This is a genomic window from Oerskovia sp. Root918, assembly GCF_001428945.1.
Lineage (GTDB): Bacteria > Actinomycetota > Actinomycetes > Actinomycetales > Cellulomonadaceae > Oerskovia > Oerskovia enterophila.
Map to the genome: position 1 here is coordinate 338,692 of NZ_LMJG01000013.1, position 21,154 is coordinate 359,845.

The window sequence follows — 21,154 nt, forward strand, 5'->3', positions numbered from 1 at the left end:
GCTGCTCTCCTGGTGAGCGCGTGGTCCTCGCTGTCGCGGGGACCACGCGCTCTGCGGCGTCCGGGGTGCGGGCATGAGCCCGGCGCTCCCGGACGGGATCCCCGTGCCCGACGACGGCGCTCTCCCTGCGTGGGTGGGACCCGGTCCCGGCGGGGCCGGGTCGGACGACCACGCGGGTCGCGCGTTCGGGGTGTACCTGCACGTGCCGTTCTGCACGGTGCGTTGCGGGTACTGCGACTTCAACACCTACACGGCCTCCGAGCTGGGCGGCGGTGCGAGCCAGGCCTCGTACGCGGACACGGCCCTGCGGGAGATCGAGCTCGCGGCGCGCGTCATGGAGCAGGCGGGCCTGGCGTCGCGTCCGGTCTCGACCGTGTTCGTGGGCGGTGGCACGCCGACGCTGCTGCCCGCCGGCGACCTCGGCCGGATGCTCGCGGGCGTGCGCGACGCGTGGGGCCTGGCTCCGGGCGCCGAGGTCACGACCGAGGCCAACCCGGACTCGGTGACCCCCGAGTCGCTCGCGCAGCTCGCCGAGTCGGGGTTCACACGGGTGTCGTTCGGGATGCAGTCGGCGGTGCCGCGCGTGCTCGCGACGCTCGAACGGACCCACGACCCCCGGCGCATCCCCGACGTGGTGCGCTGGGCCCGCGAGGCGGGGCTCGCGGTGTCGCTCGACCTCATCTACGGGACGCCGGGCGAGACGCTCGCCGACTGGCGCACGAGCCTCGAGGCTGCCCTGGCCACCGGTGTCGACCACGTCTCGGCGTACGCGCTCGTCGTGGAGCAGGGGACCAAGATGGCGGCCCAGGTCCGCCGTGGCGAGATCTCGTTGCCGAGCGAGGACGACCAGGCCGAGAAGTACGAGCTCGCGGACGAGCTGCTGACAGCTGCCGGGCTCGAGTGGTACGAGGTGAGCAACTGGGCGCGGCGGTCCACCGGTGACGCCGGTGCCGCGGCGGTCGGCGCGGCGGTCGGCCCGGATCCCGCCTTCGCGTGCCGGCACAACCTGGCCTACTGGCGTGGTGAGGACTGGTGGGGCATCGGCCCCGGGGCCCACTCGTACATCGGAGGCGCGGCGAACCGTACGGACGTCAGCGGCACGCTGACCACGCCGTCGGAGTCGACGACCGACTCGTCGGACGCGTCGGGCGAGCCTGTCCAGGGCGGCCGTGAGGGCGTGCGATGGTGGAACGTGAAGCACCCGCGGCGGTACGCGGCGCTGCTCGAGGCGGGCAAGAGCCCGGCCGCCGGACGCGAGCTCCTGACGCTCGAGGAGGCGCACCTCGAACGCGTCATGCTGGGGGTGCGGCTGCGAGAGGGACTGGACCTGAGCGTCCTTACCGAGGTGGGCCGGCGCAACGTGGCCGGGATGGTCGCGGCAGGCCTCCTCGACGGCAGGGCGGCGATCCACGGCCGCGGGGTCCTGACCCTGCGCGGGAGGTTGCTGGCAGACACGGTCGTGCGGGAGCTGACGGACGGGTGACGATGGTCGGACAGTCGGCCTCGGTGCAGACCGGGGTGGCCAGGACGTCGACCGAGCACGTCGACGTGTGGCAACGACTGCAGCCGACCGAGCTGCTGGGTCCAGGATCGCTCGCGGACCCGACCACCGGGGCCGTCGCGCCGCCGTCGGGCCGTGAAGAACCTGCCGGGCGCAGGCCCGAGCGCCCCTCCCGCCCCGCCCGTCCCACGGTCCGCTACCGGCGGATCGCCGGCCTGGACGGGTTGAGGGCTCTGGCCGTCGTCTCGGTCATGCTCTTCCACTTCGCGCCGCAGCTGCTGCCGGGCGGGTACGTCGGGGTCGACGTCTTCTTCGTGCTCTCGGGCTTCCTCATCACGACGCTCCTGGTCCGTGAGTTCCGGGAGCGGCGCACGCTCTCGCTGAGCCGGTTCTGGGTCCGCAGGGCGCGTCGCCTGCTCCCCGCGCTCGCGCTCGTCGTGCTCACGTGCACGGCGGTCGCAGGGCTCGTGGGCGGCGACGTCCTGGTCGGGATCGGCGCGCAGGTCGCCGGTGCCGCCACCTTCACGAGCAACTGGGTGTACATCGCCCAGGGCAGCACGTACTCGGGCGGTCTCGCGCCGCAGCTCTTCGCCAACCTGTGGTCGCTCGCGGTCGAGGAGCAGTTCTACCTGCTCTGGCCGCTCGCGGTCCTCGGGGTGCTCGCGCTGCGGATCACCCGGCGCCGGGCCCTGGTCCTGGCAGGGGCTCTCGCGGTGGTCTCCGCCGTCGCGATGTCGCTGCTGTACGTGCCGGGCACGGACCCCACCCGGGTCTACTTCGGCACCGACACGCACCTGTTCGGGCTCATGATCGGTGCGTTCCTGGCCTTCTGGCACCTGCGGACCGGGCGCCCGACGCTCGTGCGCGAGTCCCCGCGGACGTCGACCACGCGCGGCGCGGCGTTCGTGCTCGGTGCGGGGATCGTGGGCGCGGTCGTGCTGGTGCTCGCGATGGTCGGGATGCCGTGGGACGCAGCGGTGACCTACCGAGGCGGGCTCTTCGTCGTGTCGCTGGCCACCGCCGGGGTCGTCAACCTCGTCCTGCACGCCCCTCGGCTCGGCAGGGTGCTCGACAGGGGCCCCGCGGGCTGGATCGGCGCCCGGTCCTACGGGCTCTACCTGTGGCACTGGCCCGTGCTCGTCCTGGTCGCCTCGATCGCGGGCGGCGGTGGCCTGTATGCGACCCCCGGTCCGTGGGTCGCGCTGATCGCGACGGCCGTGACCGTGGCCGCCGCGGCACTGTCCTACCGGTTCGTCGAACGGCCGGTCATGGGACGAGGGTTCGGCGGCTACGTCCGCACGGTCGTCGCGTGGGCCCGGCGGGGTGCCGCGGGGCGGAACCCGCTGCCCGTGCACGGGTGGGTCACGCTCGCGGCGTCGTTGCTCGTCGTGGGGCTGGCCGTCACGGGGTTCGTGCGGGCCCCGGCCGTCTCCTCGGTCGAGTCGCAGATCCTCGCAGGGCAGGAGGTGGCGGCGGGGACGCAGCAGCCGGGTGGAGCGGCGGTCGAGGAGACGCCGGTCCCCGAAGCGGCCCCGGAGCCCGCGCCCCCGGACCCGGCGGTCCAGGAACCCGCGGCGCCAGCCGCGGTCCCAGGGCCCCCACCGGGCGACCAGGTCACGATCATCGGCGACTCGGTCACCCTCGCGAGCGCACCGGCGCTCGCGGCTGCACTGCCCGGGGTGCTCATCGACGGCGCGGTCTCCCGGCAGATGAAGGACGCCGGTGGGCTCGTGGACACGGTCCGGGCGGCCGGGAACCTGCGGCCCTACGTCGTGGTCTCGCTGGGCACGAACAGCACGGTCGACGCCGCGATGATGGACCGGGTCCTCGCGACGATCGGACCGGACCACACCGTGGTGCTCGTGACGGGGTACGCCGACAGGTCCTGGGTGCCCGTCGCCAACGCCGAGATGATCGGGGCCTCCCAGCGGTTCGGCAACGTCGTCGTCGCTGACTGGAGCGCGGCGATCGCGGCTCAGCCGACGCTCCTGGGGCCCGACGGCGTGCACCCGGCAGGGGAGGGGACCGCGCTCTACGCGAGCGTGGTCGCGGCCGGCCTCGCGCAGGCGGTCGCGCTCCGCGGCTGACCCTGCTGGCTCTGCGCAGCCCTGGTTCGCGCTGTCCGGACCGGTTACCTGCGGTGCGCGTGGGGGACACCCCGGGAGAACAGGTGCTCACGTCGCAGGTCCTCGACGTCACCCGCTGCTCCTGTGGCGGGAAACGTCCCGAAGCGTCATCGTTGATAGCGATCTGTGAAATGTTCGATCGTCACAGTCTGTTCACAGTGTGGCTTGCCGCACCCCGACGACCGAGGGATCCCGATGAGCGACAACACTGCAGGCGGGCCGCCGCCGGACGAGAACGAGCCCACGCCGCAGAACCCGTACGCGAGCACGCCCGACCCGGACGCCGCGCCGCCTCCCTCCGAGCCCGTGCAGCCCGTCACGCCTCCGGTGACCCCGCCCGCACAGCCCACGCCGCCGACCGCACCGCCGACCGCGCCGCCGGTCACGCCCCCGACAGCACCGCCCGTCGCCCCGCCCCCGTACGGGGCGCCGACCCCGCCCCCGGCCGCACCGCCCTACGGCGCACCGGCCGGAGGCCAGCCGCCCGTCGCTCCGCCCCCCGGCGGTGGCGGCTACCCGCCCCCCGGCGGTGGTGGCTATCCGCCCCCGGGTGGCGGCTACCCGCCTGCCGGGGGTGCGTACCCCCCTCCCGGCGGCGCGTACCCGCCTCCGGGGCAGCCCGCCTACGCGGGCGCCGCGCCCTTCGCGGTCGGTGACGCGATCGGATTCGGATGGAAGAAGTTCTGGGCGAACCCCTGGCCGTGGGTCCTCGCAGCGCTGATCTTCCTGCTGATCAACACGCTCTTCAGCTGGCTCACCGGCGGCTTCGAGCAGTTCTCGGACTATCGCACCGACGGGTTCACCGACACCAACATGTTCGAGGCCGTCGGGCTGAGTGTCGGCAGCGTGGTGCTGTCGATCATCGGCGCGATCATCGGTTACCTCATCACCGCCTTCTTCACCCGCGGGGCCCTCGACGAGTCGCAGGGGCGCAAACCCGACGTCGCGGCGTTCTTCGGGATCGGCAACGTGGTGAACGTCATCCTCGCGGCCTTCCTGGTCGGCATCATGGCAGCCGTCGGCACGATCCTCTGCGTCCTGCCCGGCCTGGCGGTCCTGCTCTTCTCGGCCTTCGTCTACTACTTCACGCTCGACAAGGAGCAGGACGCGATCACCGCGATCAAGTCGAGCTGGTCGCTCGTCGCGAAGAACTTCGGGTCGGTCTTCCTGCTGCTCCTCGCGCTCTTCGGCATCAACATCGTCGGGGCCCTCCTGTGCGGGATCGGCCTGCTGGTCACGCTCCCGCTGTCCTACATCGCGGTTGCCTACGCCTACCGCCGTCTGATCGGCGAGCAGCCGGTCTGACCGGAACAGCAGACCAAGGTCACCGGGCCCCGGTGCCGCTCTCGTGGAGCGGCGCCGGGGTCCGGCGCCATGTCGGGCGAGGTCGTGGGCGGGACCGGTGCGCCCAGCCCCCGGGCAGGGTGGCCCCGGGCGATCGCGACCGGCTAGCGTGAGGCGCCCGGTCCGTCACGAAGGGTCCGGTTCGACCGCAGAGAGGCCACGATGAGCGACCAGCACTCCTCCGACCAGGTTCCGGACTACGGGCAGTACGTCCCGCCGGCCGGCCAGGGCGGCGCCCCCGGCCCCCAGGGACATCCGGGCCAGAACGGCTATCCCGGTCAGCCCGGCGGCTACGGGCCGTCCGCCGGCCAGCAGCCGGGACAGCAGGGGCAGTACCCGCCGCCCGGACAGTTCGGGCAGTACCCGCCGCAGGGCCAGCCGGGACCGGCCCAGCCCCTCTCGCCGGCGGACACCAAGACGTGGGCCAGCCTGTCGCACCTCCTGGGCGGCATCCTCGGCTTCCTCGCGCCCCTCGTGATCTGGCTGGTCTTCCGTGAGCGCAGCTACGTCGTGGACGGCGAGGCCAAGAAGGCCCTCAACTTCCAGATCCTCGTGGCGATCGTGCTGGTCGGCGCGAACCTCGTGCTCCCCGGCCTCCTCGAGGGCCTCGTGATCTTCGGCGTGTGGGTCACGTCGCTCGTGTTCGGCGTCCTGAACTTCCAGGCCGTCGGCAAGGGCCAGGCGACCAGCTACCCGGTCGACGTGCGGATCGTGAAGTAGCTCAGTCGACCGTCACGAAGTCGATGAGCTCCTCGACCCGGCCCAGCAGGGACGGCTCGAGGTCGGCGTAGGTCCGCACGGTGCCGAGGATGCGCTGCCAGCCCCGGGCGACGTCGGCCTGCTCGGCCGCGGGCCACCCGAGCTCGCGCAGGATCCCGCGCTTCCACTCGGTACCCCGCTCGATCACGGGCCAGGTGGTCAGGCCGACGCGCTCGGGGCGCACGGCCTGCCACACGTCCACGTAGGGGTGGCCCAGCACCTTGACGGTGCCGGGGCGCACGCCTCGCAGCGCCTCGGCGACCAGGCGCGTCTCCTTGCTGCCCGGGACCAGGTGGTCGACCAGCACGCCCACCTTGCGCTCCGCCGTCGGGCTGAAGTCCTTGAGAGCTTCCGCGAGGTTGTCCACGCCGTCGAGGAGCTCGACCACGACGCCCTCGATGCGCAGGTCGTCGCCCCAGACCTTCTCGACGAGCTCGGCGTCGTGCTTGCCCTCGACCCAGATGCGCGAACCGCGGGCGACGCGGGCGCGGACGTCGGCGACCGCGCGCGAGCCCGACGCGGTGCGCGTGGGCGCGGCGGGGGCGCGCGAGGTCACGGGTGCCGTCAGCTCGACGGGCTCGCCGTCGACCCAGAAGCCGGGGCCCAGGGGGAAGGTGCGTGTCCGTCCCGCACGGTCCTCGAGGACGACGATGTGCATGCCGCCCGACTTCTCGACCCGTACCACCGCGCCGACCCAGCCGGTCTCGACGTCCTCGACGACGAGGCCGCGCTCGGCGGGCTGCGGACGCGAGACGGGGCGCCTGCGGTGGGGGACCGGGGCGGGGGTCGCGCTGGACAGGACGTCGGCACCGTAGCGATCGAAGCTCACCCGACTCACCCTAGGCGCTGGTCGGCCCCGGGCCCGGAAGGGGCGCGCGGCGACCCGTGAACCCCCGCCCGGCTCGCCGGGTGCCGTGGCGCGGGCCGTGGTACGACTGGCCGGTGAGCACTTCGAGCGGTCAGGCCGCGCCCGACCCCCAGCGATGGCGCGTCCTGGGGCTGTGTCTCGCGGTCGGCTTCATCACCATGCTCGACGTGTCGATCGTCAACGTCGCGCTCCCGTCGATCGAGAAGGCGCTCGACGCGGGCCCCACCGAGCTGCAGCTCATCGTCGCGGGCTACACCCTCGCGTTCGGTCTGGCCCTCGTCCCCGCGGGTCGCCTGGGCGACGCGGGCGGGCGTCGCACGCTGTTCATCGTCGGGCTCGTGGGCTTCGCGCTCACGAGCCTCGCAGCGGGCCTGGCGCCGAGCGACGAGTGGCTCGCGATCGCGAGGCTCCTGCAGGGGGCGAGCGCGGGACTGCTCAACCCGCAGGTCATCGGGCTCATCCAGCAGATGTTCTCGGGGTACGAGCGAGGCAAGGCGTTCGGCATGTTCGGCGCGACGATCGGCGTATCCACGGCCCTCGGGCCTCTCCTCGGCGGGTTGATCCTCCAGGTCGCGGGCGAGGAGAACGGGTGGCGGTGGATCTTCGGGATCAACGTCCCGATCATCGCGGTCGTCCTGCCGCTCGCGATCCGCTTCCTGCCCGCGTCGACGCGCAAGGCCGGCCCGCGCAAGCTCGATCCCGTGGGCCTGGTCCTCATCGCGGTCGCGACGGTCGCGGTCATGCTCCCGTTCGTCACGACGTCGGGCCAGGACGACGACCCGGGTCGCTGGTGGTGGCTCGCGGTCGGGGCGGCCGCGGTGGCAGCGACGGTGCTCTGGGAGCGGCGCTACCAGCGCACCACGGGTGCCCCCGTCCTGGACCCGCGGGTCCTGTCGCTCACGTCGTTCCGCAACGGCACGCTGCTGGGGATCACGTACTTCGCGGGCTTCACGGGGATCTTCCTCGTCGCGACGCTCTACCTGCAGAACGACCTGCACTTCACGCCCCTGCACGCGGGGCTCATCGGCATGCCGTTCGCGATCGCGTCGGGCGTCGCGTCGTGGCTCGCGGGGCGCGGCGTCGCGCGCTGGGGTCGGCCGCTCGTGGTGGCCGGGCTGGTCGTGGTGCTCGTGGGGCTCGCGGGCGTGATCCTCGCGATCCGTGTCACGGGCGACGACGTGTCGGCCGGAGGGTGGGCCATCGCTCTGACCATGATGGTCGCGGGGATCGGGAGCGGCACCGTCATTTCGCCCAACCAGACGCTGACCCTCGCACGGGTGCCGGTCGAGCTCGCGGGGGTCGCGGGGAGCATGCTCCAGCTCGGGCAGCGCGTGGGCTCGGCCATGGGCATCGCGGTGGTCCTCTCGACGTACTACTCGCTCAAGGCGGGCGGCTCGACGGGTGCGGTCGCCGCGAGCACCGCGATGCTCATCACGGTCGCGCTGGTCGCGGTCTCGCTCGTGGTCGCGGTCGTGGACCTGCGGGCGCGCCACGCGCAGGGCGCGCCTGAGGGCAAGGTGCCGTCCGCGACGTGAGCTCCGCCGTCGGGCAGGGCACGGCGTGCGCCGCGCGGTGCTGCCGGGCGAACGCACGAGGCCCGACGGCGGAGCGTGCGTGGTGTGGTCGGGTGCAGCACGCCCTCGCCGGGGACCCTTCCCGCAGACCCCGTGAGGAGGATGTGCACGGCGCCCGCCGGCCTCCCGCGACCGCGTAGAATTAGCACTCGACGGTAGAGAGTGCGAACGCGCGACGATCGGCAGGAGGTGGACATGAGCGAGGAACGACGGCTCGATGTGCTGCGTGCGATCGTCGAGGACTACGTCCTCACCAGGGAACCGGTGGGGTCGCGGGTCCTCGCCGAGCGGCACCGCCTGGGCGTGTCCCCGGCCACGATCCGCAACGACATGGCCGCCCTCGAGGAGGACGGCTACATCGCCCAGCCGCACACGTCGGCCGGACGCATCCCCACGGACAAGGGCTACCGCCTGTTCGTGGACAGGCTCTCGACGGTCAAGCCCCTGTCGTCGCCCGAGCGCCGGGCGATCGAGACCTTCCTGTCGGAGGCCGTCGACCTCGACGACGTCGTGGCGCGTGCCGGGCGTCTCCTCGCCCAGCTCACTGGTCAGGTCGCCGTGGTCCAGTACCCGTCGCTGCGCCGCTCCGGGCTGCGTCACCTCGAGCTCGTGCCGGTCGGTGACCGCCGCCTGCTCGTGGTGATCATCACGGACACGGGCCGCGTCGAGCAGCGCACGCTCGAGGTCGCCGCGGCCCCGGACGAGGCGACGCTCGCCGAGCTGCGCTCGCGGCTCAACGCGGTCGCCGCGGGCAAGCGTCTCGCGGAGCTCGGGCAGGGCTTCGCCGAGGTCGCCGAGCAGTTCCGCCCCGAGCACCAGGACCTGGCCCGCTCGCTCGCGCTGCTGGTCGAGGAGACCCTCTCGGAAGAGTCCGAGGAGCGCATCGTGCTGGCCGGCACCGCGAACCTGGCCCGGGTCGGGATGCGGTTCGAGCACGCGCTGCGGCCGGTCCTCGAGGCGCTCGAGGAACAAGTCGTGCTGCTCGGGTTGTTGACCGAGATGGCCGCGGAGTCCGGGGTGAGCGTGCGGATCGGTCACGAGACGCAGCTCGAGGGCCTCGCGGAGACCTCGGTCGTGACGAGCGGATACGGTAACGAGGGCGACTCGGTCGCGCTGATCGGTTCGATCGGACCGACCCGCATGGACTATCCAGGGACGATCGCCTCGGTCCGCGCCGTGGCGCGGTACCTGTCGCGCGTCCTGACTGCATGAGCATGGTTCTTGCGCCACCGGGTGCGGTGACCGGGCCCTCGGGCCCGGTACGTGCCGCGGGGCGTTGTCGGAAGTCGCCGATCCACCGTCGGCGTGCGCTAGTAGAGAGTGACCTGTGAGCGACTACTACGAGATCCTGGGCGTGCCCCGGGACGCGAGCCAGGACCAGATCAAGAAGGCCTACCGCAAGCTGGCCCGTGAGCTGCACCCTGACGTCGCGGGCGAGGCCGCCGAGGACAAGTTCAAGGACGTGTCCCGCGCGTACGAGGTCCTGTCCAACCCGGACAAGCGCCAGCAGTACGACCTCGGTTCGGACCCGTCCGCCGCCGGTGGCGGCATGGGCGGGGGCTTCGGCTTCCAGGACATCTTCGAGACGTTCTTCGGCGGGGGACAGGCGCAGTCCGGCCCCATCCCGCGCGCCCGCCGTGGCCAGGACTCCCTGGTCCGGCTCGACATCGACCTCTCGGAGGCGACCTTCGGGGCGCGCCGCGAGCTCCAGGTGGACACCGCGGTGGTCTGCGGGACGTGCAGCGGCTCGTGCTGTCGCCCCGGCACCTCGCCGCGCACCTGTGACGTCTGCAACGGGCGCGGCACGGTCCAGCGCGTGGCTCGCTCGTTCCTCGGCCAGGTCATGACGACCGCCCCGTGCGCCGCGTGCCAGGGCTTCGGCACCGTCATCCCCGAGCCGTGCGCCGAGTGCGCGGGCGAGGGGCGCGTGCGCAGCCGCCGCACCCTGACCGTGAACGTTCCCGCGGGCGTCGACACCGGGACGCGCATCAAGCTCACGTCCCAGGGCGAGGTCGGCCCGGCCGGCGGACCCGCGGGCGACCTGTACGTCGAGATCCGCGAGCGCAACCACGAGATCTTCGTGCGCCGCGGCGACGACCTGCACTGCACGCTCCAGGTCCCCATGACCGCCGCCGCGCTCGGCACGGTCCTCGAGCTCGAGACGCTCGACGGCCCGCAGGAGATCGACCTGCGCCCCGGCACGCAGCCCGGCCAGATCGTCACGCTCAAGAACCTCGGTGTCGGGCACCTGCACACGGGTGGTCGCGGCGACCTCAACGTGCACGTCGAGGTCCAGGTGCCCACGGGGCTCGACGACGAGCAGCAGGAGCTGCTGCGCTCGCTCGCCAAGGCCCGTGGCGAGGAACGCCCGGACCCGCGCCTGTCGGCCGCGCACCCGGGGGTCTTCTCCCGTCTGCGCGACAAGCTCTCGGGGCGCTGAGGCATGAGCGCACCGGTCTTCCTCGCCGAGGCGGGCGGCTCGTCGGACGGCGCGACCGCGAGCGGCCTCGCCGGGTACCCCGCGGGCTCGCTCTACGTGCTCGACGGCGCCGAGGGGCGCCACGCGGGCGTCGTCCAGCGGCGCGGGGTCGGTGAGCACGTCGACGTCGTCGACGGCGACGGGCTGCGGCTGCGGTGCGTCATCGAGCTCGTGGAGGCTGCCCAGGTCAGCCTGCGTGTCGAGGAGGTCGTGCAGGAGCCGGCGCCCGACGTCGTCGTGACCCTCGTCCAGGCACTCGCCAAGGGCGACCGGGACGAGATGGCGATCGAGGCCGCGACCGAGGTCGGGGCCGACGCCGTCGTCCCGTGGCAGGCCGAGCGCTCGATCGTCGTGTGGCGCGGGGACCGTGCCGCCAAGTCGCGGGCCCGCTGGCTCGCGACCGTGCGTGCCGCGACCAAGCAGGCCCGCCGTGCGCGCCTGCCGCGCGTCGACGTCGCGATCGACACGCGCGGGCTCGTCGAGCGCACGCGCGAGGTCGTCGCGTCGGGCGGCGCCGTGATCGTCCTGCACGAGGAGGCGAGCGCCCCGCTCGCCGAGGTGCCGCTGCCCGTCCCCGCGTCCGAGGACGGGTCCCGGGCGCCCGAGGTGCTCGTCGTCGTCGGGCCGGAGGGCGGCATCTCCGACCGCGAGGTCGAGGCCCTCACCGAGGCCGGCGCGCTGACCGCGCGGCTCGGGCCGCACGTGCTGCGCACGTCGACCGCCGGACCCGTCGCGATCGCGCTGCTCGTCCAGCGGCTCGGCCGCTGGGACGGGACGCCCGCGTGAGCGGACGCGCTCCGGAGCGTGCGGTCGCCGGGCTGTGGCCCGGTGACCGGGGGTAGCCTGCCGACATGACGAGCAACGACACCTCCCGGCCCACCGACCCGGACTGCCTGTTCTGCAAGATCGTCGCGGGGGAGATCCCCGCGACGGTCGTCGCCGCGACGGACCAGGCGGTCGCCTTCAAGGACATCAACCCCCAGGCCCCGCTGCACGTCCTCGTGGTGCCACGGGCGCACCACGGTGACATCGCGCAGCTCGCGGCCGCGGACCCCGAGCTGCTCTCGGGCGTCGTCGCGCTCGCGGACGCCGTGGCGAGCGAGCAGGCCGACGGCCAGTTCCGGCTCATCTTCAACTCGGGCCCGCGCGCAGGCCAGAGCGTCTTCCACGTCCACGGACACGTGATCGGCGGCAAGGAGCTGGGCTGGACCCCGGCCTGACCTCGTCACGACCCGCGGAGGGTGCCGGGCGCAGGACACACCCGCTCAGGGCGTAATTCGTCCTGACCCGTCGCCCTGCGCTCGTTACCATGGATGCACCACGAAATCTCCCCGACCTGCAGAAGGAGTGCTTCGGCGCAAGCCGGCTCATGCCATCCTCGACACCACCCTTGCCGCACGGCTCGTCGACGCCCGGCCCCGGAGGCTCCTCCCGCGACCCGGGGCGCGCGCGCTCCGAGCAGACGAACGGCACGGACGACCGAGGGGCGCCGGGCGCCCAGCACCCCAGCACACGGGTCGAGCACCGGATCGTCGTCCCGTCCCACGTCTCCATGGCGGCCCTGCTCGGCAGCGGTGACTCGGTCCTGCGTGCGGTCGAGGCCGGGTTCCCCTCGGTCGACGTCCACGCGCGGGGCAACGAGATCGTGGTCAAGGGGCCGGTCGGAGACGTCGCGCTCGCCTCACGGCTGCTCGACGAGCTCGTCGAGGTCGTCGAGTCGGGCACGCAGCTCTCGGCCGACGTCGTCACGCGCTCGATCGCGATGCTCACGGCCGCGACGGCGTCGCGTCCTGCCGAGGTCCTGACGTTCAACATCCTCTCGAACCGCGGACGGACCATCCGGCCCAAGACGGTCGGGCAGAAGCGTTACGTGGACGCGATCGACGCGAGCACCGTGACGTTCGGGATCGGTCCTGCGGGGACGGGCAAGACCTACCTCGCGATGGCCAAGGCCGTCCAGGCGCTGCAGGCCAAGCAGGTCAGCCGCATCGTCCTGACGCGCCCCGCGGTCGAGGCGGGCGAGCGGCTCGGGTTCCTGCCGGGCTCGCTCTCGGAGAAGATCGACCCGTACCTGCGCCCGCTGTACGACGCGCTGCACGACATGATCGACCCCGAGTCGATCCCCAAGCTCATCGAGGCCGGCACCATCGAGGTGGCCCCGCTGGCCTACATGCGTGGCCGTACGCTCAACGACGCGTTCATCATCCTCGACGAGGCGCAGAACACCTCGACGGAGCAGATGAAGATGTTCCTCACGCGCCTCGGGTTCGGCTCCAAGATGGTCATCACGGGCGACGTGACGCAGGTCGACCTGCCCGGGGGCACCACCTCGGGGCTCCGGGTCATCGAGGACGTCCTGACCGGGGTCGACGACGTCGAGTTCTGCCGGCTCACGTCGACGGACGTCGTCCGGCACCGCCTCGTGAGCGAGATCATCGACGCCTACGCCCGCTGGGACGTCAGCAGCGCACGGCCCCCACGCGACAGCGGAAACCACCAGCACGGCTCGGCGCGCGGAGGCACCTCTCGCCAGGGCAGACCACGAGACCAACGAGAGCAAGGGGCACGCTGATGAGCGTCGAGATCAACAACGAGTCCGGCTACGAGGTCGACGAGGCCGAGTTCGCGGCGCTGGCGCGCTACGTCCTGGACGCCATGCACGTGCACCCGCAGAGCGAGCTCGGCATCCGCTTCGTCGAGACCGACGTCATGACCGAGCTCCACGTGCGGTGGATGGACGAGCCGGGACCCACGGACGTCCTGTCGTTCCCCATGGACGAGCTGCGTCCGGGTCGTGACGGCGACGTGACCCCGGCCGGCGAGCTGGGCGACATCGTCCTGTGCCCCGAGGTCGCGGCCCAGCAGGCCGTCACGGCCGGCCACTCCACCGCGGAGGAGATGCTCCTGCTCACCACGCACGGGATCCTCCACCTGCTCGGGTACGACCACGCCGAGCCCGAGGAGGAGAAGGAGATGTTCGCGCTCCAGCGCAAGCTCCTGCTGACCTTCCTCGCCAGCCGATGACCGAGGTCCCCGTCGCGCTGCTCCTCGTCCTGGCCGTGCTCGGCGTCGTCCTCGCGGGCGCGCTCGGCGCGGGCGAGAGCGCGGTCATGCGGGTCACGCGCGCCGCGGTCGCCGAGGCGGCCGCGGAGGCCGAGGCGGGCACGGGGACCGCAGGTGCGTCCGGAGGTGGGGCCGGAGGCCCGGTCCCACCTCGCGTCGCCCGCGCGCGACGCGTCCAGTCCCTGACCGAGGACCCGCCGCACACCGCGGCCGCGCTCGCGTTCCTGCGGGTCGTCGCGGAGATGGTGGCCGCTGCCTGCGTCACGCTCCTGGTCTCGGTGTGGCTCGACGACTGGTGGCAGGCGCTGCTCGCGGCGCTGGTCTTCGCAGTCGTCGTGGCGCTCGTGTTCGCGCGCATCGCGCCCCGTGCGCTGGGGCGCCGTCACCCCGTGCAGGTCCTGCTCCTGCTCTCGGGCGTGCTCACGCCCGCGGTCGCGCTCACGGGCTGGGTCGCGCGCGTCACGGGCTCGAAGGACGAATCGGACGGCCCCTACGAGCGCGAGCTGCGCGACATGGTGGACCGCGTGAACGAGTCCGAGATCATCGAGGAGGAGGAGCGCGAGATGATCCGCTCCGTCTTCGAGCTGGGCGACACCCTGACCCGTGAGGTCATGGTCCCTCGGACCGACATGATCACGACCCCGGCCACCACCTCGCTGTCCAAGGCGCTGTCGCTGTTCCTGCGCTCGGGGTTCTCGCGCCTGCCCGTCACGGGCACGTCGGTCGACGACCTGGTGGGAGTCGTCTACTTCAAGGACGTCGTCAAGGTCGTCAACGCTTCGCCCGAGGCCGGCTCGCGGCGCGTGGCGGACGTCGCCCGGCCCGCGATCTTCGTGCCCGAGTCCAAGCCCGTCGACGACCTGCTGCGCGAGATGCAGGCCTCGGCCTCGCACATCGCGATGGTCGTCGACGAGTACGGCGGGGTCGCGGGGCTCGTGACGATCGAGGACGCGCTCGAGGAGATCGTGGGCGAGCTGACCGACGAGCACGACAAGTCCGGTCCCGAGATCGAGGACCTGGGCGACGGGGAGTTCCGCATCCCCGCGCGGCTGCCGCTCGACGAGCTCGGCGAGCTGTTCGACCTCGACATCGAGGACGACGACGTCGACACCGTGGGTGGCCTGCTCGCCAAGGCGCTGGGCAAGGTCCCGCTCCCGGGATCGGTCGCCGAGGCGCAGGGCGTGCACATGGTCGGCGAACGGGTCGAGGGACGGCGCAAGCAGCTCGCGACGGTCCTCGTGCGGGCCGTCACCCCGGAGCACGAGACGGACGGGGCGGACGAGACGCCGTCGGGCCGTACCGACCGCCAGGAGCGACACGACCACCGGGAGCGCGTCGAGCGCGACCACCAGACACACCCCGAGCGCGCAGAGCGCGCCGGGAGGACGAGCGAGGACCCGCGCCGCGCGGGCCAGACGAACGAGAGAGAAGCACACCGGTGACCCAGAACGACCCAGCAGCACCCGAGCACAAGTCCGGCTTCGCGTGCTTCGTCGGGCGGCCCAACGCGGGCAAGTCCACGCTGACGAACGCACTGGTCGGGCAGAAGGTCGCGATCACCTCCGGGCGCCCGCAGACGACCCGGCACACGATCCGCGGCATCGTGCACCGTCCCGACGCCCAGCTCATCCTCGTGGACACGCCCGGGCTGCACCGCCCGCGCACGCTCCTCGGCGAGCGGCTCAACGACCTGGTGCGCGAGACGCTCGCGCAGGTCGACGTGATCGCCTTCTGCCTGCCCGCGGACCAGAAGGTCGGCCCGGGTGACAAGTACATCGCGGCGCAGCTCGCCGACCTGATGAAGGGCCGGCGACCCACCCCGGTCGTCGCGGTCGTGACCAAGGCGGACCTCGTGGACCGCGAGACGCTGACCAAGCACCTGCTGGCGGTCGACCAGCTGGGCGAGTGGCAGGACATCGTCCCGGTCTCGGCCGTGGACGGCTTCCAGGTCGAGGTCCTCGAGCAGGTCCTCGTCAAGCACCTGCCGAAGGGCCCTGAGCTCTACCCCGGCGGTGAGCTGACCGACGAGCCCGAGGCCGTCATGGTCGCCGAGCTCGTGCGCGAGGCCGCGCTCGAGGGCGTGCGCGACGAGCTGCCGCACAGCCTCGCGGTCGTGGTCGACGAGATCCTGCCGCGCGAGGGCTCGGGCAACCCGGCGACGGGCAGGCCTCCGCTCCTGGACGTGCGCGTCAACCTGTTCGTCGAGCGCGACAGCCAGAAGGCCATCATCATCGGGCGCGGCGGGTCGCGGCTGCGGCACGTCGGCACCGAGGCGCGCAAGGGGATCGAGGCGCTGCTCGGCGCGCGCGTCTACCTGGACCTGCACGTCAAGGTCGCCAAGGACTGGCAGCGCGACCCCAAGCAGCTGCGCAGGCTCGGCTTCTAGGGTGGGCCCCCGGTCCGCCTTCGGGACGTCCCGCCTCTTTCCTCGAACGCAGGCGGGACTCCAGCCCGCCTCGATACGATCCTGACGTGATCTTCCGGACCGCCGCCACGAGCGCCGCCCTCGCGATCGGCCTCGCCCTGGTCGGTGCGGTCACGGGACCCCAGTGGGATCCCGTGCCCGTGACCGACCACCTCGAGCCCTCGACGCCCGACACGACGATCGGCGGGCAGGGGCCCGACGTCCAGCCGGTCGGGACCTACGCCGTGCAGGAGACCCCCGTGGTCGTCCAGCTCGACGGGACGAGCGTCGACGGGATCGTGCGCGAGCCCGTCGACGCGCCCGACGGCCTGCCCGGGGTGGTCTTCCTCCACGGCGCGGGCACGGGCTCGGCCGACGAGGCGTTCGTCGACGTCGCGACAGACCTGGCGAGCGCGGGCGTGGTCACGCTCGTGCCGTCCAAGCGGCTCGACACGTACACGACGCGGCACCGGGACTACGTCGACATGGCCGACGACTACGAGCGCTCGGTCGACCTGCTGCGCGCCAGGCCGTCGGTCGATCCCGCGCGGGTAGGGCTCTACGCCGAGTCGGAGGGCACCTGGGTCGCGCCCGTGCTGGTAGACCAGGACCAGGACGTCTCGTTCGTCGTCCTGGTCTCGGCACCGGTGGTGCCGCCGCGCCAGCAGGCGGGGTTCGCAGTGGACTCGTACCTGCGCAACACGGGTGTGCCGCAGGGGGTCTTCCGGGCGATCCCGCGCGCGGTGGGCATGGAGATGCCCGGAGGCGGCTTCGAGTACGCGGACTTCGACGTCACGCCCTACCTCGCGCGGCTCTCGGTGCCCACGCTCGTGGCGTACGGCACGGCCGACCCGTCGATGCCCGTCGAGCAGGGTGCGCTGCGCATCATCGCCGACGCCGGGGCCAACGGGAACCACGACGTCACGGTCCGCTACTACGAGGGCGCCAACCACGGCATCAAGATCGACGACGTCATGGTCCCCGAGTTCCCGCGGGACGTCAGCGCCTGGGTGCAGGGGCTGCCGGGGACCGCGAGCGCCCCGCCGACGGTCGCGGGCGGGCAGCCGAACCAGCTCTACCTGGCCTCGGCCGTGCCGAACCCGCGCTGGTACGGCAACGGCGACATCGTGATCGGGTTCGTGATCGTGGGCGGGGTGCTGCTCGTGGTGGGCCCGCTGGTGTGGCTGGTCACGGGGGCGGTGCGCAGGGTCCGGCGCACCCCGCACCCTGCCGGTCGTCTCGCGCCAGGGCTGCGGTGGCCGCTCGCGGGGCTGGCCGTGGGGTCGGTCGCGACGATGGCGGGACTGGTCGTGTACCTGGTCGCCGTCGCGCGGCTCGCGCTCGACTACAAGACGGACTCGTGGGTCGTGCAGGGTGGGTGGATCGCGGTGCGCCTGCTCGGTCTGGCGACGGTCGTCGCGGCCGCGTTCATCATCAACCGGTTGTCGGACCTGCGCCAGGCGCGCAAGGCGGTCCTGGCTTCTCCCGAGGGCGGCGGTGTCGTGGTGCGTCCGGCGACGGGCGTGGGTGCGCGCACGACGTTGTGGGCCACGGTCGCCGGCTCCACGATCCTGCTCGTCACGCTCGCGTACTGGGGCGTCTACCAGCTGGGCATCTGACGCCGGACGCGTCGGACGCCTAGGGTCGAGGCATGGGACGACGCGCGCGCGACGGGGCCGAGGGGCGGATGCGTTCGTTCGCGCTCGAGGAGGTCGAGGAGGACGTCGACTGGCCTTCTCCGGTACCGGCGGGCCCGGGGGTGCAGGGCACCGCACCGGCTCGCGGCGAGGAGCCCGACGGCGGAGCTCGCCTCCCGTCGGCGGGCCGCGGTCCGGGGTCTGGCGAGGCGCCCGGGGGAGCCCGGCCTGGTCGGCGCCTGTCGCGCAGGGCCCGTGGGCTCCTGGCCGCTGCTGTCGCCGCGGTGGTCGTGCTCGTCGTGGGCGGTCTCGTGGTCGGAGAACGGAACGAGGCCGCGCGCATCGAGCGGGTCATGGCCTCGTCGGGCGGTGTCCGGAGCCTGGGCGCGGACGTCGCGGTGGTCTGGAGCATCGACCCCCTCGCGGGCGGGAACGCGCCGGACCTGGGCCGGTGGAGCCAGCCGGTCCTGGTGGACGGGGTGCTGGTCGTCCCGGGGGATCCCGTGGCGGGGTACGACCCGGTCACGGGGGAGCGCCTGTGGAGGGTGGCTGACTCGTCGGTGCCGTCGGCGAGCGCGTCCCGCAGCGGGGGCCAGACGAGGTGCAGCGGCAGCGGTCCGCGCGGGGACCGGGGTCCCGTCGTCTGCACGACGTCCGACTACCGCCCGGTGACCGTCTTCGGCGAGACCTCCGAGGAGGCGCACCTGCGCGGCGTGGAGGTCATCGACCCGACGACCGGTGACCTGGTCACCTCGCGGGCTGTCGACGGGGAGACCACCGCGGCGACCGTCGCGTTCACGGACGGCCTGGCCACGTTCGCGTGGGATGCGGGAGGCCAGGTCGTGGTGACGCTCGAGGACCTGGCCACGGGGGAGGTGCGCTGGACCCGAGAGCTGGTCCCCGACCCCGAGGAGAGCGCGGCGAGCGCGCGCTATCTCCAGGGGTGGCCCGACGGCGACGGGCTCCGCGTCGAGGCGGCCGGCCTCAGCGTGACGCTGGACGCGCACGGGAAGTCCGTCGACACGCGGGAGGATCCGTCGTGGGACTCGACGCTCCCCGACGGAGGCAGGCTCTCGATGGGGGGCGACGGGACCTGGACGGTCTTCGCCCCCGACGGGCACGAGTCGTTCAGCGTCGAGGGGAACGTCGTCCCGTTCGAGGTGACCGACGGGTCGGCGGACGCTCCCCTGTTCGTCTCGGGCGGAGGCGACGTGATGGACGCGGCCGGGACGATCGCCCGGCCCGTGTTCTCGGCGCTCGACCGCCGGACGGGGCGGACGCTCTGGACGGTCGACGGATCCCTCGACCGCGCGGTCGCGCAGATCGGGGACGTCGGTGTCCTGTCAGGTGCGGGCCGGCTGTGGGGGGTCGACCTGGCGACCGGCGAGAGGGCCTGGGAGGCGGAGGGGATCCTGACGTACGGTCAGTCCTTCACCGACGGCACGGACCTCTACCTGGTCGGGCGGAGCGGGAACGGTTCGACGCGGGTCACGGCGATCTCTGTCGACTCGGGCCAGGAGCTCTGGGCGTCCGACCTCCCGGTGGCCTTGTTCTGGGCGTTCACTGCCCGGGGCCGGCTCGTGCTCGTGACCGACAAGGGCGGGCTGCTGGGACTGGGCTGAGAGGAGGCCGACGCTCGGCGGCTCCATCCCGTCGGATCAGGGCTACCGTGGAAAAGGTGGCCCCACGTCGTCGTGAGCACTCCGCCCACGCCGTCGAGCTGGTCGAAGTGGCCGAGCTCGACGACGACTTCGACGCGACCTGGGGTCTGCCTCCTGGGGGTCGGACCGCCACGGGCGGGGGAGGGGCGCCGCCGACGACGGGACCAGACCGGGGTCGCACGGGGCGCCCGAGCCCGCGACGTGGTGGCCGAGGGGGTACGGACACACCCGGTGTCGCCAGCGGCACTCTCGCGCAGTCGGCGCCGACGGAGTCGTCCGAGCCGTCCGCGCCGGACGCGTCCGCACTGCCCTCCCGCGCTCGGCGGGTCCCGGCGCGTGCCCTGGTCGTGGCCGCCGTGGCCGTGGCCGTGGCGGGCACAGGCGCGTCCTTCGTCGTCGGGGGGCTCTCCGACCGTCATCGGGCCGGGCTCGTCGCGACGCAGCCGGGCGGTCTGTGGTCGGTCGCCCCTGATCCTGACGTCGTCTGGCGGGCGCCGACCGACGGCGGATGGCCCGCGGCCGTGGAGGGGCAGGTCGTGCTCGAGGCCGACGGAGCCCTGCAGGGCCTCGACGTCGCGACCGGCGAGCCGCTGTGGTCGGCCTCGTTGCCCGAGGGCACGAGCGTGTGCGGCCCGGACCTGCTCGACCCGGGGAGCGTGGGATCGCCGCTCGTGTGCGTGACGGAGGTCGACCCGGCACCGGCAGGGGAGGCGCCGGGCACCGGGGACGGCCCGGTCGACGCCTCCGAGCCGTCGACCTCGCGGTCCACGTTCGTCGTGACCGTCCTCGACCCGGCAGGTCAGGTCGTGGGGACCCGTGCGCTCGCCGGGGCGACCGACGCGGCCACCCCCCTCGCCGACGGGCTCGTGGCGACCGCTCGTCGGGACGGCGACCGCGCGGTCGTGAGCTGGGAGGAGGCCCTCGACGGGACTCTCGTGCGGACGCGCGTCCTGCACGCGGCCGGCTATCCGGTCGACGCCGTCGGCTCGACGACCCGGGAGGACGACCGGGACGCCGGGACCATCGAGCTGCGCGGACTGCGCGGGCTGCTCCACGTCCGGGCGCCGGACCTGCGCGAGACCTTCGACGCGTCCGGGGAGTACGCGACCGGCTATGCGCGCCCCCGGTCCGTGCCCGGAGGCTGGGCCGCCGGCGGTCCCCTGCCGGGAGACCTGCGCGTCCGGGCCGCGCTCGACGCCCGGACGGGGCAGGTCGAGGAGGTGCGCGTGCTCGACGCGGACGGCAGCGAGCGGTACGTCCTGCCGGGCGAGCCGTTCGTCCCGGCGGTGACCGACGGGACGGTGCCGCACGTCCTGGTCGTCCGGTCACCCGGCTTCACGGGGTACGACGCGCTCTCCGGGCGACGCCTGTGGCACCGGGAGGAGTGGCCCGAGATGATCTGGCTCCAGACCGACGACGTCCTGGTCGTCGAGTCGGGCTCCCGGCTGATCGCGATCGAGACCCGCACGGGCCGGGACCTGTGGCGGCGCTGGCTGTCGAGCGAGGTGCACCGGGCCTTCACCGACGGCGACTCCCTGCTCCTGACGAGCACGATCACGGGACGCAGGGACGACCCGGACGTGGGGGCGTCCGAGCTCGTCTCGCTCAACCTGTTCGACGGCGGTCTCGAGTGGCGAGACGTCCTGGATCCCACGTACCGAGAAGTCGTCTCGGCGCAGGGTCAGCTCTTCGCGGTCACGGACACGGAAGTGGTCCGGATCGGTTGAGGGGTCGGCCG

Annotated in this window: 17 protein-coding genes; 16 read left to right on the forward strand and 1 reads right to left on the reverse strand. The window is 73.2% G+C overall.

The window, feature by feature from the left end; all coding sequences use genetic code 11:
- The first annotated feature begins 73 nt into the window (after positions 1-73).
- From hemW to ASE27_RS12695, 4 genes are all read left to right on the forward strand, one after another.
- Complete coding sequence (gene hemW / locus ASE27_RS12680; RefSeq protein ID WP_056650757.1) at positions 74-1,483, forward strand: radical SAM family heme chaperone HemW; 1,410 nt, start codon at positions 74-76, stop codon at positions 1,481-1,483.
- A gap of 2 nt (positions 1,484-1,485) precedes the next feature.
- Entirely contained in the window at positions 1,486-3,588 is a 2,103-nt protein-coding gene (locus tag ASE27_RS12685; RefSeq protein ID WP_056650758.1) for an acyltransferase family protein, read from the forward strand.
- Between the two features lie 234 nt (positions 3,589-3,822).
- Complete coding sequence (locus ASE27_RS12690) at positions 3,823-4,932, forward strand: hypothetical protein (RefSeq protein ID WP_082608889.1); 1,110 nt, start codon at positions 3,823-3,825, stop codon at positions 4,930-4,932.
- Between the two features lie 201 nt (positions 4,933-5,133).
- Positions 5,134-5,691 (forward strand): DUF4870 domain-containing protein, encoded by a 558-nt coding sequence (locus ASE27_RS12695; protein WP_056650761.1) that lies wholly within the window; start codon positions 5,134-5,136, stop codon positions 5,689-5,691.
- A 1-nt stretch (position 5,692) separates the two neighbouring features.
- Here ASE27_RS12695 and ASE27_RS12700 read toward each other — a convergent pair whose 3' ends face one another.
- Positions 5,693-6,559, reverse strand: a complete 867-nt coding sequence (locus ASE27_RS12700) for a DUF3097 domain-containing protein (RefSeq protein WP_056650764.1) — start codon at positions 6,557-6,559, stop codon at positions 5,693-5,695.
- Between the two features lie 113 nt (positions 6,560-6,672).
- On the opposite strand from ASE27_RS12700, the gene ASE27_RS12705 reads away from it, so the two are divergent.
- The 12 genes from ASE27_RS12705 to ASE27_RS20445 all read left to right on the forward strand — a co-directional run bounded on the left by ASE27_RS12705 (position 6,673) and on the right by ASE27_RS20445 (position 21,143).
- Positions 6,673-8,133, forward strand: coding sequence for an MFS transporter (locus ASE27_RS12705; protein WP_056650767.1), 1,461 nt, complete (start codon positions 6,673-6,675; stop codon positions 8,131-8,133).
- A gap of 234 nt (positions 8,134-8,367) precedes the next feature.
- Positions 8,368-9,384 (forward strand): heat-inducible transcriptional repressor HrcA, encoded by a 1,017-nt coding sequence (gene hrcA / locus ASE27_RS12710; protein ID WP_056650770.1) that lies wholly within the window; start codon positions 8,368-8,370, stop codon positions 9,382-9,384.
- Between the two features lie 115 nt (positions 9,385-9,499).
- Positions 9,500-10,612 (forward strand): molecular chaperone DnaJ, encoded by a 1,113-nt coding sequence (gene dnaJ, locus ASE27_RS12715; protein ID WP_056650773.1) that lies wholly within the window; start codon positions 9,500-9,502, stop codon positions 10,610-10,612.
- Positions 10,613-10,615: 3 nt separating this feature from the next.
- On the forward strand, positions 10,616-11,437 hold the full coding sequence (locus ASE27_RS12720; RefSeq protein WP_056650776.1) for a 16S rRNA (uracil(1498)-N(3))-methyltransferase: 822 nt from the start codon (positions 10,616-10,618) through the stop codon (positions 11,435-11,437).
- A gap of 65 nt (positions 11,438-11,502) precedes the next feature.
- Positions 11,503-11,871, forward strand: coding sequence for a histidine triad nucleotide-binding protein (locus ASE27_RS12725; protein ID WP_056650779.1), 369 nt, complete (start codon positions 11,503-11,505; stop codon positions 11,869-11,871).
- Between the two features lie 332 nt (positions 11,872-12,203).
- The gene (locus ASE27_RS12730; RefSeq protein ID WP_157257630.1) at positions 12,204-13,223 is read left to right on the forward strand and encodes a PhoH family protein; all 1,020 of its coding nucleotides are present in this window, start codon (positions 12,204-12,206) and stop codon (positions 13,221-13,223) included.
- Entirely contained in the window at positions 13,223-13,675 is a 453-nt protein-coding gene (ybeY, locus tag ASE27_RS12735) for an rRNA maturation RNase YbeY (protein WP_056650782.1), read from the forward strand. The genes ASE27_RS12730 and ybeY overlap by 1 nt, the downstream gene beginning before the upstream one ends.
- A complete protein-coding gene (locus ASE27_RS12740) occupies positions 13,672-15,156 on the forward strand; it encodes a hemolysin family protein (RefSeq protein WP_082608891.1) in 1,485 nt (494 codons plus the stop codon). Before ybeY ends, ASE27_RS12740 begins: the two co-directional genes overlap by 4 nt.
- Positions 15,153-16,100, forward strand: a complete 948-nt coding sequence (gene era / locus ASE27_RS12745; protein ID WP_056650785.1) for a GTPase Era — start codon at positions 15,153-15,155, stop codon at positions 16,098-16,100. The genes ASE27_RS12740 and era overlap by 4 nt, the downstream gene beginning before the upstream one ends.
- 86 nt (positions 16,101-16,186) lie before the next feature.
- Entirely contained in the window at positions 16,187-17,737 is a 1,551-nt protein-coding gene (locus ASE27_RS12750) for a S9 family peptidase (protein WP_056650788.1), read from the forward strand.
- A gap of 32 nt (positions 17,738-17,769) precedes the next feature.
- Complete coding sequence (locus ASE27_RS12755) at positions 17,770-19,377, forward strand: PQQ-binding-like beta-propeller repeat protein (protein WP_056650792.1); 1,608 nt, start codon at positions 17,770-17,772, stop codon at positions 19,375-19,377.
- Positions 19,378-19,763: 386 nt separating this feature from the next.
- Complete coding sequence (locus ASE27_RS20445) at positions 19,764-21,143, forward strand: PQQ-binding-like beta-propeller repeat protein (protein ID WP_162259130.1); 1,380 nt, start codon at positions 19,764-19,766, stop codon at positions 21,141-21,143.
- The last annotated feature ends 11 nt before the right edge of the window (positions 21,144-21,154 follow it).

Bases quoted from the DNA above. Each gene is read 5' to 3' on its own strand.
- hemW (WP_056650757.1), top strand. From the start codon at position 74: ATGAGCCCGGCGCTCCCGGACGGGATCCCCGTGCCCGACGACGGCGCT.
- ASE27_RS12685 (WP_056650758.1), top strand. From the start codon at position 1,486: ATGGTCGGACAGTCGGCCTCGGTGCAGACCGGGGTGGCCAGGACGTCG.
- ASE27_RS12690 (WP_082608889.1), top strand. From the start codon at position 3,823: ATGAGCGACAACACTGCAGGCGGGCCGCCGCCGGACGAGAACGAGCCC.
- ASE27_RS12695 (WP_056650761.1), top strand. From the start codon at position 5,134: ATGAGCGACCAGCACTCCTCCGACCAGGTTCCGGACTACGGGCAGTAC.
- hrcA (WP_056650770.1), top strand. From the start codon at position 8,368: ATGAGCGAGGAACGACGGCTCGATGTGCTGCGTGCGATCGTCGAGGAC.
- ASE27_RS12720 (WP_056650776.1), top strand. From the start codon at position 10,616: ATGAGCGCACCGGTCTTCCTCGCCGAGGCGGGCGGCTCGTCGGACGGC.
- ASE27_RS12725 (WP_056650779.1), top strand. From the start codon at position 11,503: ATGACGAGCAACGACACCTCCCGGCCCACCGACCCGGACTGCCTGTTC.
- ASE27_RS12730 (WP_157257630.1), top strand. From the start codon at position 12,204: ATGGCGGCCCTGCTCGGCAGCGGTGACTCGGTCCTGCGTGCGGTCGAG.
- ybeY (WP_056650782.1), top strand. From the start codon at position 13,223: ATGAGCGTCGAGATCAACAACGAGTCCGGCTACGAGGTCGACGAGGCC.
- ASE27_RS12740 (WP_082608891.1), top strand. From the start codon at position 13,672: ATGACCGAGGTCCCCGTCGCGCTGCTCCTCGTCCTGGCCGTGCTCGGC.
- ASE27_RS12755 (WP_056650792.1), top strand. From the start codon at position 17,770: ATGGGACGACGCGCGCGCGACGGGGCCGAGGGGCGGATGCGTTCGTTC.